The sequence below is a fragment of the Rhodopseudomonas palustris genome (assembly GCF_003031265.1).
GTDB classification, from domain to species: domain Bacteria; phylum Pseudomonadota; class Alphaproteobacteria; order Rhizobiales; family Xanthobacteraceae; genus Rhodopseudomonas; species Rhodopseudomonas palustris_H.
On the sequence record NZ_CP019966.1, the window covers coordinates 4116704 to 4130975 of the forward strand.

Annotated in this window: 12 protein-coding genes; 3 read left to right on the plus strand and 9 right to left on the minus strand. The window is 65.3% G+C overall.

What is annotated here, in order from left to right; genetic code table 11:
* Positions 1–29 precede the first annotated feature (29 nt).
* The gene (gene hpnH, locus RPPS3_RS19135) at positions 30–1181 is read left to right on the plus strand and encodes an adenosyl-hopene transferase HpnH (protein WP_107345478.1); all 1152 of its coding nucleotides are present in this window, start codon (positions 30–32) and stop codon (positions 1179–1181) included.
* 75 nt (positions 1182–1256) lie between these two features.
* On the opposite strand, the gene pstS is transcribed toward hpnH, so the two are convergent.
* Together pstS and phnA are read right to left on the minus strand one after the other, a co-directional pair.
* Positions 1257–2261: a phosphate ABC transporter substrate-binding protein PstS gene (pstS, locus tag RPPS3_RS19140; protein ID WP_107345479.1), complete on the minus strand. Its 1005-nt coding sequence runs from the start codon at positions 2259–2261 to the stop codon at positions 1257–1259.
* A gap of 33 nt (positions 2262–2294) precedes the next feature.
* On the minus strand, positions 2295–3539 hold the full coding sequence (gene phnA, locus RPPS3_RS19145) for a phosphonoacetate hydrolase (protein WP_107345480.1): 1245 nt from the start codon (positions 3537–3539) through the stop codon (positions 2295–2297).
* 32 nt (positions 3540–3571) lie between these two features.
* On the opposite strand from phnA, the gene RPPS3_RS19150 reads away from it, so the two are divergent.
* Complete coding sequence (locus RPPS3_RS19150) at positions 3572–4588, plus strand: LysR substrate-binding domain-containing protein (protein WP_234819989.1); 1017 nt, start codon at positions 3572–3574, stop codon at positions 4586–4588.
* Between the two features lie 90 nt (positions 4589–4678).
* Here the strand turns inward: RPPS3_RS19150 and RPPS3_RS19155 are convergent, their stop codons facing one another.
* The 6 genes from RPPS3_RS19155 to RPPS3_RS19180 form a co-directional block, all read right to left on the minus strand.
* Positions 4679–5422, minus strand: coding sequence for a phosphorylase (locus RPPS3_RS19155; protein ID WP_107345482.1), 744 nt, complete (start codon positions 5420–5422; stop codon positions 4679–4681).
* The gene (shc, locus tag RPPS3_RS19160; protein ID WP_107345483.1) at positions 5419–7380 is read right to left on the minus strand and encodes a squalene--hopene cyclase; all 1962 of its coding nucleotides are present in this window, start codon (positions 7378–7380) and stop codon (positions 5419–5421) included. Before shc ends, RPPS3_RS19155 begins: the two co-directional genes overlap by 4 nt.
* Positions 7381–7413: 33 nt before the next feature.
* Positions 7414–8670: a hydroxysqualene dehydroxylase HpnE gene (gene hpnE, locus RPPS3_RS19165; RefSeq protein ID WP_107345484.1), complete on the minus strand. Its 1257-nt coding sequence runs from the start codon at positions 8668–8670 to the stop codon at positions 7414–7416.
* On the minus strand, positions 8670–9509 hold the full coding sequence (hpnD, locus tag RPPS3_RS19170) for a presqualene diphosphate synthase HpnD (RefSeq protein WP_107345485.1): 840 nt from the start codon (positions 9507–9509) through the stop codon (positions 8670–8672). The genes hpnE and hpnD overlap by 1 nt, the downstream gene beginning before the upstream one ends.
* Positions 9506–10384, minus strand: a complete 879-nt coding sequence (gene hpnC, locus RPPS3_RS19175) for a squalene synthase HpnC (protein ID WP_107345486.1) — start codon at positions 10382–10384, stop codon at positions 9506–9508. Before hpnC ends, hpnD begins: the two co-directional genes overlap by 4 nt.
* A 212-nt stretch (positions 10385–10596) precedes the next feature.
* Positions 10597–10836, minus strand: a complete 240-nt coding sequence (locus tag RPPS3_RS19180; protein ID WP_011159282.1) for a hypothetical protein — start codon at positions 10834–10836, stop codon at positions 10597–10599.
* A gap of 390 nt (positions 10837–11226) precedes the next feature.
* On the opposite strand from RPPS3_RS19180, the gene RPPS3_RS19185 reads away from it, so the two are divergent.
* The gene (locus RPPS3_RS19185; RefSeq protein ID WP_107345487.1) at positions 11227–11730 is read left to right on the plus strand and encodes a hypothetical protein; all 504 of its coding nucleotides are present in this window, start codon (positions 11227–11229) and stop codon (positions 11728–11730) included.
* 94 nt (positions 11731–11824) lie between these two features.
* Here RPPS3_RS19185 and RPPS3_RS19190 read toward each other — a convergent pair whose 3' ends face one another.
* The gene (locus RPPS3_RS19190; protein ID WP_107345488.1) at positions 11825–14194 is read right to left on the minus strand and encodes an efflux RND transporter permease subunit; all 2370 of its coding nucleotides are present in this window, start codon (positions 14192–14194) and stop codon (positions 11825–11827) included.
* Between the last annotated feature and the right edge of the window lie 78 nt (positions 14195–14272).

Here is a 14272-nt window from a genome sequence, read left to right on the forward strand (position 1 = left end):
CGACATGCCGTGAAAGAGAAGATTTCGTAATGGCTATTCCGTTTCACAAGGAACTGGTGATCGGCGGTTATCTGCTGAAGCAGAAGCTGCTCGGGCGGAAGCGTTATCCGCTGGTACTGATGCTGGAGCCGCTGTTCCGCTGCAATCTCGCCTGCGCCGGCTGCGGCAAGATCGACTATCCCGACGCGATCCTGAACCGCCGGATGACCGCGCAGGAGTGCTGGGACGCCGCCGAGGAATGCGGTGCGCCGATGGTCGCGATCCCGGGCGGCGAGCCGCTGATCCACAAGGAGATCGGCGAGATCGTGCGCGGCCTGGTGGCGCGTAAGAAGTTCGTGTCGCTGTGCACCAACGCGCTGCTGCTCGAGAAGAAGCTGCATTTGTTCGAGCCGTCGCCCTATCTGTTCTTCTCGGTGCATCTCGACGGCCTGAAGGAGCACCACGACAAGGCGGTGTCGCAGGAGGGCGTGTTCGACCGCGCCGTCGCGGCGATCAAGGCGGCCAAGGCCAAGGGCTTCACCGTCAACGTCAACTGCACGGTGTTCGACGGCTACGCCGCCGAGGACATCGCCAAGTTCATGGACTTCACCGAAGAGCTCGGCGTCGGCGTCTCGATCTCGCCGGGCTACGCCTATGAGCGTGCGCCGGACCAGGAGCACTTCCTCAACCGCACCAAGACCAAGAACCTGTTCCGCGAGGTGTTCGCGCGCGGCAAGGGCAAGAAGTGGAGCTTCATGCACTCCAGCATGTTCCTCGACTTCCTGGCCGGCAACCAGGAGTTCGAGTGCACCCCGTGGGGCATGCCGGCGCGCAACATCTTCGGTTGGCAGAAGCCGTGCTACCTGCTCGGCGAGGGCTATGCCAAGACCTTCAAGGAGCTGATGGAAACCACCGATTGGGATTCCTACGGCACCGGCAAGTACGAGAAGTGCGCGGACTGCATGGCGCATTGCGGCTACGAGCCGACCGCGGCGATGGCCTCGCTCAACAATCCGCTGAAGGCCGCCTGGGTGGCGCTCCGCGGCATCAAGACCTCGGGCCCGATGGCGCCGGAGATCGACATGTCGAAGCAGCGCCCGGCGCAGTACGTGTTCTCCGAGCAGGTCGAGAAGAAGCTGTCCGAGATCCGCCGCGACGAAGCCACCGAGACTAAGGACAAGCGCCAGTCGACGGCGGCCTGATCGCTCCGACAACGGCCTCAATCATCAAAAGCGCGGCCTGCGGGCCGCGCTTTTTTGTTGCTCATCTCGGTCCGCTCAAATCATCAGATGCTTGACGATGTCGGCTTTGACCTTGCCCGGCAGAGGGACGAACTGCAGCGACCGCGCGATGCCATCGCCATGCGCATAGGCCCATCGGAAGAAGTCCAGCACGGCGGCCGACGTGGCGCGCTTGGCAGGACTTCGCGGCACCAGCGCAAAGGTCGCGGTGACGATCGGCCAGGCTTGTTCGCCGGGCATGTCGGTGAGATCGACCGCATAGTTCGGCACCGACCAATCGCCATTCTCGGCAGCGGCCGCAAAACTGCTTCCGTTCGGCAGCACGAACCGGCCGGCCTTGTTCTGCAATTGCACGGTCGCAAGATTGTTGGCGGTGACGTAGGACAGCTCGGCATAGCCGATGCCGCCGGGTGTCATCGGCACTGTCGAAGCCGCGCCGTAGCTGCCTTTGACGCCGGCGCCGACCGGCCAGCTCAGCGTCATGCCGATTCCCATCTTGTCGCGCCATGCTGCGCTGTTCTTCGACAGATAGCGCGAGATCGCGTAGGTGCCGCCCGAGCCGCCCGCATGATACAGCAGCGAAATCGGCAGGTTGGGCAGCGCGAGACTGGGATTGAGCTGCACGATCTGCGGGTCATCCCACGATTTGATGCCGCCCATGAAGATGTCGGCCAGCACAGGCGCGGTGAGCCGTAGCTTGCCGGGCAGGACACCGGGAATGTTCACCACGACGGCGTAGCCGCCGACGACGGTGGGGAACTGCATAATGTCCCCTTCCTTCAGTTTGCTGTCCTCCATCGGCACATCCGACGCACCGAAATCCGTCAGGCCCTTCAGCACCTGGAGTTGACCGACCGACGATCCAGAAGGTTGGTAGTTGATCGCGACACCTTTTGCCGCTTTCAATTGTTCTGCCCATTTGATGTAGATCGGCGCGGCGAAGGCCGAACCGGTCCCCATCACCGGCGTCTCGGCATGACCAGCCGTCACGCCGGCCGTGCCGATGGCGAGCGCCATCACAGCGGTGCGAAGTGCACGCATCTCGATTTCCTCTTTGGCTGCAATCGTGCGGGATTAGTCGACGCCGTTCAGGGCGAAGTCGAAGATGTCGTAGTTACGCAACACGCCTGTAGTCGCGTGCTCGCGGTAGTCCCGCTTGAGCGGGCGCGACAATACAAACGGCACGCGCTGCTCGCCGAGCCCGCCATGCGAGCGCAAGCGATGGTCGCCCAGCGCAGACAAATCATGATCTTGCCGCCGCGCGCCCACCACCGTGCCGCGATCGGTGAACACCGCGAAGTCGCCCTCCCGATCCGGCGGCAACTGGTAGCGTTCGCACACTGTGGCGCGATCGAGCACCAGCTCGACGCCGGGCAGCGACCGCGCAAAGGTCATCATCGCCGCGATATCGCAAGGCTTGAGCAGGTGGACCCGCACGAAGCCGCCGAGCGCGCCATGATGGCGGACGAACGGATCGGCGATCGGACAGATCACCCGCGCGACGCCGGCACCGAACTTCTGGTTCAGCGCGTCCTCGAGATAGACGACGTTGGGCCGGCCATCCGCATCGGACTTGTCGGCCATGCCATGATCGGCAGTCAGAGCGACGGTCGCACCGAGTTCGATCAGCCGCGCGATGCGGCGGTCCACCGCTGCGTGGAAGTCGTTCGATTCCGCCTCGCCCGGCTGGTATTTGTGCTGCACATAGTCCGAGGTCGACAGATACATCAGCTCGGGCTTGGCGGTCTCCATCAGCCTGACGCCGGCGTCCAGCGCGAACAGCGACAGGTCGGCGGAGTATTGATCCGGCCGGCCGCGGCCGACCAGTTCCTCGCCGCTCTTGAAGCCGAGCGCGGTCAGGTCGGCAACGCTCGGGTGTTCGGATGAGAAGGCGATCCCGTCCATCTCATAGGCGAGCACCTTCAGGAGCTTGTCCTTGGCGGTGACCACCGCGATCCGCACGCCCGCTTTGCTCATCGCACCGAGAATGGTGCCGCAGCGCAGGCGCCGTGCATCCGTCACCATGATCTCTTCGCCGGTGTCGGCATCGAGATAGTAATTGCCGTTGATGCCGTGGATGGCGGGAGAGACGCCGGTGACGATCGAGGTGTTGTTGGTGTTGGTGGTGGTCGGCACCGTCGCCAGCGCCGTGCCGACATAGCCCCCCGCCCTGAGTGCGCCGATCGTCGGCAGGACGCCGTCGGCAATGCCGCGCTCCAAATATTCGGGGTCGAAACCGTCGAGGCAGATCACGACAACGGGTCGTAGCGGCCTGGCGTAGCTGCGGCCGTTGGCTTCGATCAAAGGCTGGGTCGTCATGGGGGCATCCGGGTTTCTGAATGCCGCCTGGGGTGGCGGCTGACGTCCCGGGTGGTAGGCCGTTCACATGTGAGAATCGATCGAATAAAATCGACAAACACGTGAGTATAGGTCGTAAATCCGATAGCCCTTTCGGCCGCCATCGTCACACGGAGGTCATGGTGAAAGAACGAGAACTGCCGCTGAGCGCCCTGCGGGCGTTTGCAGTGGCGGCGCGCAGCGACAGCCTGAGTGCGGCCGCCGAGGAGCTGGGCGTCACCCATGGCGCCGTCAGCAAGCAGGTGCGCCTGCTCGAGGACTGGCTCGGGCAACAGGTCTTCACCCGCGAAGGCCGCAGCGTGGCGCTGACACCCTATGGCAGCGTGCTGGCGGAGCAGCTGAGCGAGTCGTTCCGCAATATCGAAGCCGCCTGCCAGTACGTCCGTCGTCGGCGCAGCAAAGCGGTGCTGGCCGTCGAGGCGCCGTCGACATTCGCGATGTATTTCCTGATGCCGCGGCTCAAGAGGTTCGAGAAAGCCAATCCTGATCTGGCGGTGTGGATTTCGACCCGGATGACGGGGCAAACGCCGGACGTGTCGTCCCACGATCTCCTGATCACCCGGGGCAGCAGCGACAAGATCGGCGGACCTTCGAAGGCATCGACGCCGTTGTTCGAGGAGCACCTGACGCCGGTCTGCAGCCTGGATCTGGTTCAGGAGAGGACCATCGACAAGCCGGAGGATCTTCTCGCATTTCCGTTGATCACCTCAGCCACCCGGCCGGGGCACTGGGAAGCTTGGCTGCGGAAAGCGGGAATGCGCGACCATCTGTTCGAAGGCGGCCACCGCTTCGACCACATGTTCGTCGCGATGCATGCGGTGCGCGAGGGTTTCGGCTCGATCGTCGCGCCGAAGGAGTTCTTCCCGGGTAAGTCGGAGTGGCGGCTCGCCTGCCCGTTTCCTGACGTGGTCGTGAAGGGTGAGAAGTATTTCGCGCAGCCGACCTCGCGCGCGGACCCGCGCTATCTCGGCCGGTTCCTGGATTGGCTGAAAGACGAAATCAGGACGTGAGGTTCGACGAGCCTCACGACACGCCCTGGATCAGCGCGTCATCGGCGCAAGCCACGTCCGCGCCGCCCTCACCGGCGGCGCGCAGTCCGCTCAGATCTCGGCGACGAGACCGCCGCGACCGAGCACGGCGTCCTGCACGAAGTTCCGACAGCCGCGCAAGGACCGCAGCGCGCGGTTGAAGTCGATGCCGGTCGACACCAGCGAGCGGATCGAGGTCGGGTGACGGGCGATGCCGCGCAGCACCTTGCGCAGATCGATCTCGCCGTTCGGCTTGATCGCGGTGGAGACGACCTGCGGCAGGCTGCGGCCCGCCGGGTCACTGATCACCCGCAGCGCCGCGAACGGCAGGTTGGCCGCAGCGGCGAAATCGGCGGCGATGTGGCTTTCCATATCGACCGCCGCCGCACCGGTCTCCGAGCGCAGCGCCGCCTTGGCGGTGCGCGCTGCGATCACCTGCTCGGCTCCGACCAAACCGCCGCGCACGACGCGCTGACGGCCGAGCCCGGCGCTCCGCAATAATTCGTCGGTCAGTGCAACTTCCGAGGCCCAGCGGCGTTCACCCGCCACAACTTCGGTGGCGATGACGATGTCACCTGCCTCGAGAGCGGGATCCAGTCCCCCGGCGACGCCGAAGCTGATCACGCCGCGGATCGACGATGCGTCGAAATCGGCCATGATCGCGCGTAATTGCTTCGGATCGCTGCTGCTGCAGATAACGGTGAGGCCCGGCCCCGCCGCGATACGTGCTTCCTGAATCAGGCCCGTCACAATCAGTACCGGCCGCGGATCTTGGCGATGCGCCGCGGCCTGGTCGTCCACTGCCCCCAGAATCACATTCCGACCCCTACCAACTTGCTGTTCGTGGCCTGCAAGTTCCGGTACCGCGCCAGCGCCCAGAGCGGGAAGAACTTCGAATAGCCATGATACCGCAGATAAAACACCCGCGGGAAGCCTGTCGCCGTGTAACGCTGCTCGTCCCACAGTCCTTTTTCGGTCTGTGTGCTTTTCAGGTACTCGATGCCCCGTGCCACGGCGGGATGATCGACCTCACCCGCAGCCATCAGGGCAAGCAAGGCCCATGCCGTCTGTGAGGCGGTCGAGGGGGCACTTTCGTAGCCGCGGTAATCCAGTCGGTAGCTGACAGCGTCCTCGCCCCATCCGCCGTCGCGATTCTGCACCGACTCCAGCCACGCGACCGCCTTGCGGATCATTGGATCGGCATGCGGGACGCCGGCGGCGTTGAGGGCGCACAGCACCGACCAAGTGCCGTAGATGTAATTCATGCCCCAGCGGCCGTACCAGGAGCCCTCGGCAAGCTGGGTGTCGCGCAGATAGCCGACCGCACGTGCCAGCGCCGGGCTGCTGTCGATCGTCTCGCCGAGCTGGGCCAGCATCGAGACGCAGCGCGCGGTGACGTCCTCGGTCGGCGGATCGAGCATCGCGCCGTGGTCCGAGAACGGGATATTGTTCAAATAGTACTCAGTGTTGTTGATGTCGAAGGCACCCCAGCCGCCGTCATCGCTCTGCATCCCCTCGATCCACTCGCGGGCGCGGGCGATCGCGGCGTCATAGGCAGGATTGGGCTGGTCCTTGCGGGCGCGGTCGAGCGCCATCACCACCACGGCGGTGTCGTCGAGGTCCGGATAGTGGGCGTTGTTGTACTGGAACGCCCAGCCGCCGGGGCGGACGTTCGGGGCCTTCACGGCCCAGTCGCCCTTGACGTCGAGCACCTGGCGCGGGAGCAGCCAGTCGAGCGCCGGCCGCACCGATTTGGCGCCCTCGTGGCCGTCGGCCTCGAGCACCGCGTGGCTGGCGAGCGCCGTATCCCACACCGGCGACACGCAGGGCTGGCAATAGGCTTCGTCGCCGCGATCGACCAGCAGCAGATCGATGCCGCGGCGCTGGCTGGCGCGCGGCGGATAGTCCTCGGGATAGCCGAGCGCCTCGTACATCATCACGGCGTTGGCCATCGGCGGGAAGATCGCGCCGATGCCGTCCTCGCCGTTGAGCCGCTCCTCGATGAAGGCCAGCGCCTTGTCGATCGCCCGCTTGCGGATGCCCTTCGGCATCACCGGCTCGATCGCGCGCAGCACGGCGTCGATCGATCCGAACAGCTTGAACAGCGCCCAGTTCTGATGCGGTGCCTTGGCCGGCATGCCGATCGTCTTCGGGTCCTGCAGGAACAGCTCGTCGATGCCGACGCCCTTGGGGTTCTTGGCGCGCGGCTTCAGCGCGCACAGCACGAGCAGCGGCACCATCGTGGTGCGCGCCCAATACGAGACCTTGGTCAGCGTGAACGGCGACCAGCTCGGCAGCAGCATGATCTCGACCGGCAGCACGGGAACCGCGCGCCAGGTGGTCACGCCGTACAGCGACAGCAGGAACCGGGTGAAGACGTTGGAATGGATCGCGCCGCCCCGCGAGCGGATCGCCTCGCGCGCCCGCACCATGTGCGGGGCATCGATGCTGTCGCCGATCATCTTCAGCGCGAAGTACCCCTTCACGCTGGCGCTCATGTCGAAGTCGCCATCGTGGACCAGCGGCCAGCCGCCATGGGCGCCCTGGATGCGGCGCAGATACACCGCGATCTTGGCTTCGAGCGCGGCATCGACCGGCTCGCCGAGGTAGTGCCGCAGCAGCACGTATTCGGCAGGAATGGTGCAATCGGCCTCGAGTTCGAACACCCAATGGCCGTCATCGCGACGATAGTTCAGCAGCGCGCTACGCGCCGCATCGATCGAAGCTTCGAGCGCGTTGCGCCCGACACCAGTCGTGTAGCTGCCGGAATCCATTTTATCTGCTGAGTCTCCGTGTTGAGGGCCGGATCAGGTGCGCCCGGCGGCCAATACCAGGTCCGCGGCACGGTTGCCGGACCGGACCGATCCTTCGATGGTCGCCGGTAACCCCGTATCAGTCCAATCGCCTGCGAGATATAGGTTTCTCCACTGGGTGACCGGCCCGGGGCGCAGGGCGTTCTGCGCCGGTGTAGCCGCGAACGTCGCGCGGCGCTCGCGGACAATTTGCCACGGCGGCAGATTGGCCGAGATCCCGGCGATCTTGCAGATTTCGCCCCAAACTTCGGCCGCCAGCTGCTCGCGCGGCGCATCGACCAGCCGGTCGCCGTTGCTGATGGTGACCGACAGCCGGTTCGGGAACGCGAACAGCCACTCCACCACCCCGCCGATCACCCCGGTCAGGGCCGGCATGCCGGGCGGCGGCGCATAGTTGAAATGCGCATTCACGATGGCGCGGTATTCCTGCGGCGTCTTCAGGCCGGGCAGCAACGAGGCGGCCGGACGCGGCGGCACCGCCAGCACCACCACATCGTCCGGGCCGAGGGTGACGACATCCTCGCCGCCGAACTGCAGCGCGCCGACCCGGTCGCCCGACATCGTCAGCGCCCGCAGCTCATGGCCGAACCGCACCCCGGGGCCGGTGGCGGCGAGTTGCGCAACCGCCGGCTCGACCAGCACCGCCGACAGGCCGTCGCGGGCGATCAACGGCCGGCAGGCCTTGCCGCCGGCCAGCAGCGTCTCGCGCACCACCGCGCCGGCGAGACCCGCCGAGCCTTCCGGCGGATCGACGTTGAGCGCGGCGAGCAGCAGCGGCGCCACCAGGCGATCGTACAGCGGGCCCGAGCAGTTGATGGTATCGCCGATCAGCTTGGTGGTCGGCGCCCACAATAGCGGCATCAGGCCGAGGTAATCGCCGATCGAGGTGTCCGGCACGCGACTCTTGGCATCGAACAGCCACAGCGGCAGCTTGCCGCTGCCGAGCTTCAGCCGCCAGCGCGCATTGGCCGGCAGATCGATGAAGTCGAACTCGGCACTCGCGGGACCAACAAGGCCGGCCTCGGTGCCGATCGTGCGCGCGTAGTCGCAGGCGGCCTGATTGCCGGACAGCAGCAGGTGATTGCCGTTGTCGATGACGAGCCCGGTCTGGGCATCGAAATACGAGCGGCAGCGGCCGCCGGCCTGCTGCATCGCTTCGTGAACCTGGACGGTGAGACCGGCGCGGGCGAGCCGGATCGCGGCCGCAAGGCCGGAAATTCCCGCACCAATGACGTGAACTGTTTTCGACATCACACGATCGCGTATTGCAGCAGGATGGCGATCTTCGAAGCCTTGCCGAGCTTCACCGGGGCGCGCGGCGCTGCGAAACCGCGCGCGATCAAAAGCTGCAAGATCGAGTAGTAGTACTTGCCCATGATGCGGGGAGCCTTCACCACCCGGCGCGGATTGCGGTTCATCACCTTGTCGGCGGCGGCGAAATGCGCGAGCGCACGCTCGACCAGCGGCGCGCAGACGCTCGGCAGCGCCGGATGCGCCGCGACCACGCGCGGATCGGTGGCGGTGATACCAGCCTTGTGCAGCAGCTCGCTCGGCAGATACAGCCGGCCGATGCCGGCATCCTCGTCGATGTCGCGCAGGATGTTGGTGAGCTGCAGCGCGCGGCCGAGATGATGCGACAGCTCGATGCCGTCGCTCTCCGGCAGACCGAAAATGCGCACCGACAGCCGTCCCACCGCGCTGGCGACGCGATCGCAGTACAGATCGAGCGTGGCTTCATCGGGCGCGCGGATGTCGGCGTCGACATCCATTTCCATGCCGTCGATAATCGCTTCGAAATCCTCGCGCTTCAGCCCGAAGGTGCGCAGCGACTCCTGATAGTCGGCAAGCCGCGGCGGCGGTGCGCCGCGATACAGCGCCGCGATGTCGTCGCGCCATTGCTGCAGCTCGGCGACCCGCTGCTCGCGCGGCCGATCGGAATCAGCGATGTCGTCGACGAAGCGGCAGAAGCTGTAGACCTGGAACATCGCCTCGCGCTGCGGGCGCGGCAGGATGCGCATCGCGGCGTAGAACGAACTGCCGAGCGCGACGCCTTGATGCGCGGCCGGCTCTGGCGTGGCGTGAACGGTCATGCGCGCGGCGCCGGATGCGACACCGGCCCCTTTCCGAAGCTGCGACGGACGATCTCCGAGCTCATCGCGCCGAAGCTGGCGATGACGAATTCGATCGGCTTCAGATGCACACGCTCGCTGAGCGGATCGCGGGTCTGCAGCATGCGCACGATACGATCGGCATAGGCCTGGATCACCGAGACTTCGAGACCGAGCCGATAATCCTTGATCTCGGCGGCGAGCGGCCGGCCATCTCCGAGCAGCGATGCGGTGCGCACCGCGAGACCCTGCAGGCACTTCAGCAGCGCGGGCGACGACTTCTGCAGGCCGAGGTCTTCGACCTTGGCGCCGGCGGCATCGAGCACGTCGCGCGGGAGATACACGCGATTGAGGGTGCGATAGTCCTTGCCGCAGTCCTGCAGGTGATTGTTGATCTGAAGCCCCGCGCACAGCGCATCGGACGCCTGCCACGTCGTGGTGCTTTCACCGTGGACGTCGAGCATGAAGCGGCCGACCGGCATCGCCGAGTAGCGGCAGTAATGGATGACCTCGTCCCAATCCTCGTAGCGCAGCTTGGTGACGTCCATCCGGAATGCGGTCAGCAGATCGAGGGCGTGGCGCGGCGGCATGCCGCGTTCAGCCAGCGCCCGGCGCAGATGCACCGCCTCGGGCTGGGTCTCCCCGCGGCCGAGCAGCTCGGCTTCGAGCAGATCGAGATATTCGAGCTTGGTCTCGGCATCGAGCATCTCGTGATCGGCGATGTCGTCCGCGGTCCGGACGAAATTATAGAACGCCAGAATCAGGTCGCGGTGCCGCGGATGGATGATCCACGACGCGACCGGGAAATTCTCGTCCCGGTGGGTCTTGCCCGATCGAAGCTCGCTCGCAGACGTCATCGGCACTGGCTAAACACTTGGTTTGAACACGAAAAAAAGCGAACGGCCGCACCCGGCCGGGCCGGGCGCACCGTTCGCGACGCCATATAAGGGAAATCGCCGGCTAAACCAACGATCTTGACGGACGATGTCCGGGCCGCAGTTTCGCCCGGATCGCCGCCGCGGCCGCCAAACCGGACCGAAACAGGCCCGGCGGATGCCGACTCACCGCCTCACTGGCCGTGGCTGACCAACACCTGGTTGCAGGCTTTGCTGATCTTCTCGCGATTCTGCTGCAGGCAGGACAGGATCACCAGATCGCTCTGCTCCATCACGGAGCGGCAGAAACGCGACACGTCCCGCGAGCAGGCCTTCTGCTCGGCTTCGGTGCCGCTGCGCTGCTGTTGCTGGGCATTGGCGCCGGAGGACATCGAAACGAGCAGCAACGCGAGCGCAACCAAGGTCTTTTGCATTGTCTTCCTTCGATATGTGGCTGGGGGTCGAAACCCGTTCTCGATCACATCTACGGCGCCGCTTGGAAGGGGTCGCGGTGCACACGATCGGCACAACGGTATGATGCGTCGATCAAGGTGACAAATACGGCCAAATTAGTGCCGACGCACGCGCCTTCGCGGACGGGTGGCGGAAAGCCGCGGAATACCTGTCGCTTTTTCACGAAACGTTGCCGATTTGATGCAAATATTATAGTTCCGCGAGCAGCGCGGACGGAACAATACGCGCCGTGCGCCCTGGCGTGCATGCGCAGCGTTACTATGTGATTTGAACCTGCCGCGAGGCGAACACACTAACCAGCGACGTGACGCCACCGTCGTCACCCCAGCGATCTCCCAAGGATGGCCAGAATGAGCCTGCTTCGTTCCACCACTTCCTCCATCCATGCGTTGAAGGCGGCCGGGATCGGCGCCGCGATGCTGTTCTCGGCATCGGCAGCGCTGGCAGATTCCGGACCGTTCGCCGGGTTCGAAGGAGCATGGTCGGGGACTGGGACGGTGTCGCTATCCGACGGCTCGAAGGAGCGCATCCGCTGCAAGGCCAATTATCGCGGCAGCGGCGGCGGCAATCAGCTGGCTCTGACGTTGCGCTGCGCCAGCGACAGCTACAAGTTCGACCTTTCCGCCGACGCCGCCACCAACGGCGACCGCATCTCCGGCAACTGGAGCGAGACCAGCCGCAACGTCAACGGCAGCCTGCAGGGCAAGGCCGGCGGCGGCCGGATCGAAGTGTTCGTGGAAGCCGCCGGGTTCGCCGCCAGCCTGTCGCTGACGACCCACGGCAACAAGCAGTCGGTGGCGATCAGCTCGAAGGGCGAGATCCGCGGCGTCAACATTTCGATGACCCGCGGCTGATCACCGCCTTCTTCGGCTCCATCAACAAAAAGCCCTCCGGATCAGCCGATCCGGAGGGCTTTTACTTTTCGACAAGCCGACCGTTTGTCGTGCGCTACACCACCGAGCCGGCGTTACCTTTGCCGCGCAGGCGGTGCGCGACGCTGATCAGCCACATCGCGGTCGGGCGCAGGATGAACAGGTCGGCGATCAGTGCCGCCACCATCGCGAAGGCGCTGAGCCAACCGAACAGTCGCAGCGACGGCAGGTCCGAGAACACCGTGACGCCGAGGCCGCAGGCCAGCACCACGGTGGTGAGGATCAGGGCCGGGCCGACCAGCACGGTGGCGCGTTCGACGGCGAGCCCGGCGCTGACGCCGGGCGGGCTCTCCAGCCGCAGCCGGTTGAGGAAGTGGATGGTGGCGGACAGGCCGAGGCCGAACGACACCGTCAGCGCGACCACGCTGGCGAATTGCAGCCCCTCCCCCATCAGCCACAACAGCGTGCCGGACAACACCACCGGGAAGATGCCCGGCAGGATGCAGGCCAGCATCACCACCACCGAGCGGAACGCCAGGCCGATGAAGATCGCCACCAGCGCAAACTCGATGGTGAGGCCGTGGTTGAGCTTGGAGATCATGTCGGCGCTGTTCCGCGCCGCGATTGCCGACAGACCGGTGACCGCGACCTCGTAGCCCGGATGCTTCTGCCGCACGCTGTCGAGCGCGTGATCGAGCTTCTGCACCACCGGCAGGATTTCGCTGGAGTCGAGATCGGGCACGCGTCCCGACACCACCACTGCGGTCTGATCCTCGGCGATGAAGCGCCGCACCAGATTGGCGGGCAGCAGGTCGACATATTCCTTCAACGTATCGACGCTGGTGGTATGCGCCTTCTCGGCGAGCCAGCGGCGCAGCGTTTCCACCGACCAGACGTTACCGACGCCGGCCTGCTTCTCGACCGTGGAATGAACCTCGGCGATGATCTGCAGGCTTTCGGGCGAATACAGCGACTGTCCCTTAGGGAATTCGATCAGCACGTCGATCGGATTGGCACCGGTGAGCTTGGCGTCGAGCCGGTCGCTCGCCTGCACCGCCTGCTCCTTGTCGGGCACCTGATCGGCCAGGCGATAGCGCGGCTCAAGGTTGGCGTAGATCACCGCCAGGCCGCCGACCACCAGCACCGCCAGCAGGCTGAACAGGCCGGGACGGCCGACCATCCGCACCGCGATGAAGGCGCAGAACCGGCGCAGCGCGTTGACGCCGAGATCGGCGCTCTGGAATTTCGCTGCGAAGGCTTCCTCGTGACGCACCAGCAGCACGCCGAACACCGGCACCAGCGTCAGCACCGCGACCAGCGCCAGCACGGTGGCGAGCAGGCCCGCCTCGCCGAACGCGCGGATCAGGTCGGAATTGGAGAACTGCAGCGCGATGAACGAAATGCCGGCGGTGGCATGGGTCAGCACGCAGGCCGGCCCGACCACCAGCACGGCGTTCTTGAAAGCAGTGTATTTGTCCTCGCCAGCGATCAACCGGTCTCGTGCCGCGAAGGTCAGCTGCATCGAGTCCGAGAAGCTGATCACCATGATCAGCGGCGTCATCACGTTGAGGAACATGTTGAGGCTGAAGCCGGCCCAGCCGAGCACACCGAGCGCCAGCAGGATCGCCAGAAGCGGCGGGAACGCCGCCACCACCATGAACGAGATCTTGCGGAAGAACAGGATGGCGATGACGCAGCCGGCCAGGATGCCGGCGAGGTTGTAGATCAGCCCGTCGCGCTCGACCGCGTTGCGGATTTCGAGCTGCATCACCGGCACGCCTGACAGTTGCCGGCTGAGCCCCGAGCCCTCGAGATCGTCGGCCATCACCTTGCGCATTTCACCGATCGTGGCGCGCAGCCGCGTGTTGTCGGCCACCACCTTCGGATCAAGCGACAGCACGACCAAGGCCAGCGTGCCGTCCTCCGACAGTAACTTGCCGCGAATGATCTCGTTGGACTTCACCGTCTGGACGAACTGATCGTAGGCCTCGCCTTCCGGCAAGTCGGACGGGAAAAGCGCCGCCGGCAGCTTGCCCGGCTCGGGCGCCTGCCGCGCCGAGAACAGCGAGATCAGGCCGCGGACGCCATCGATCAGTTGCAGATCGGTGACGGTGTCGCGCAGCTTCTCCAGATTCTCGCGCGCCAGCAGCTCCTTGCCCTCGACCACCATCAGTACGTCGAACTCGGTCGACGGAAACCGCTTGGTGACCTCCTCGTACTGCTTGAACTCCTTGGTGTCGGAGCGAAACAGTTGGCTCAGGGAGTCGTCGATCTTGATCCGTTCGATGCCGAACACGGCGCCGACGATGAGTGCCAGCAGGATGATGCATGACACCACCGGCGCGCGCAGCGGGATCAGACCCAGCCGCTCCAGACCAAAAGCGATGCTAACCCGCCGTCGCTTCAATTCCGCGACTTCGGTGTCGCTCACGTTTCTATCCAGCATGCGCTGTTCCGTCCTGTCGATCGCTCGTCCTAACCAAACTTCCCGGCACGAATGCGACAGCGTCGCATCGCCCGGGAT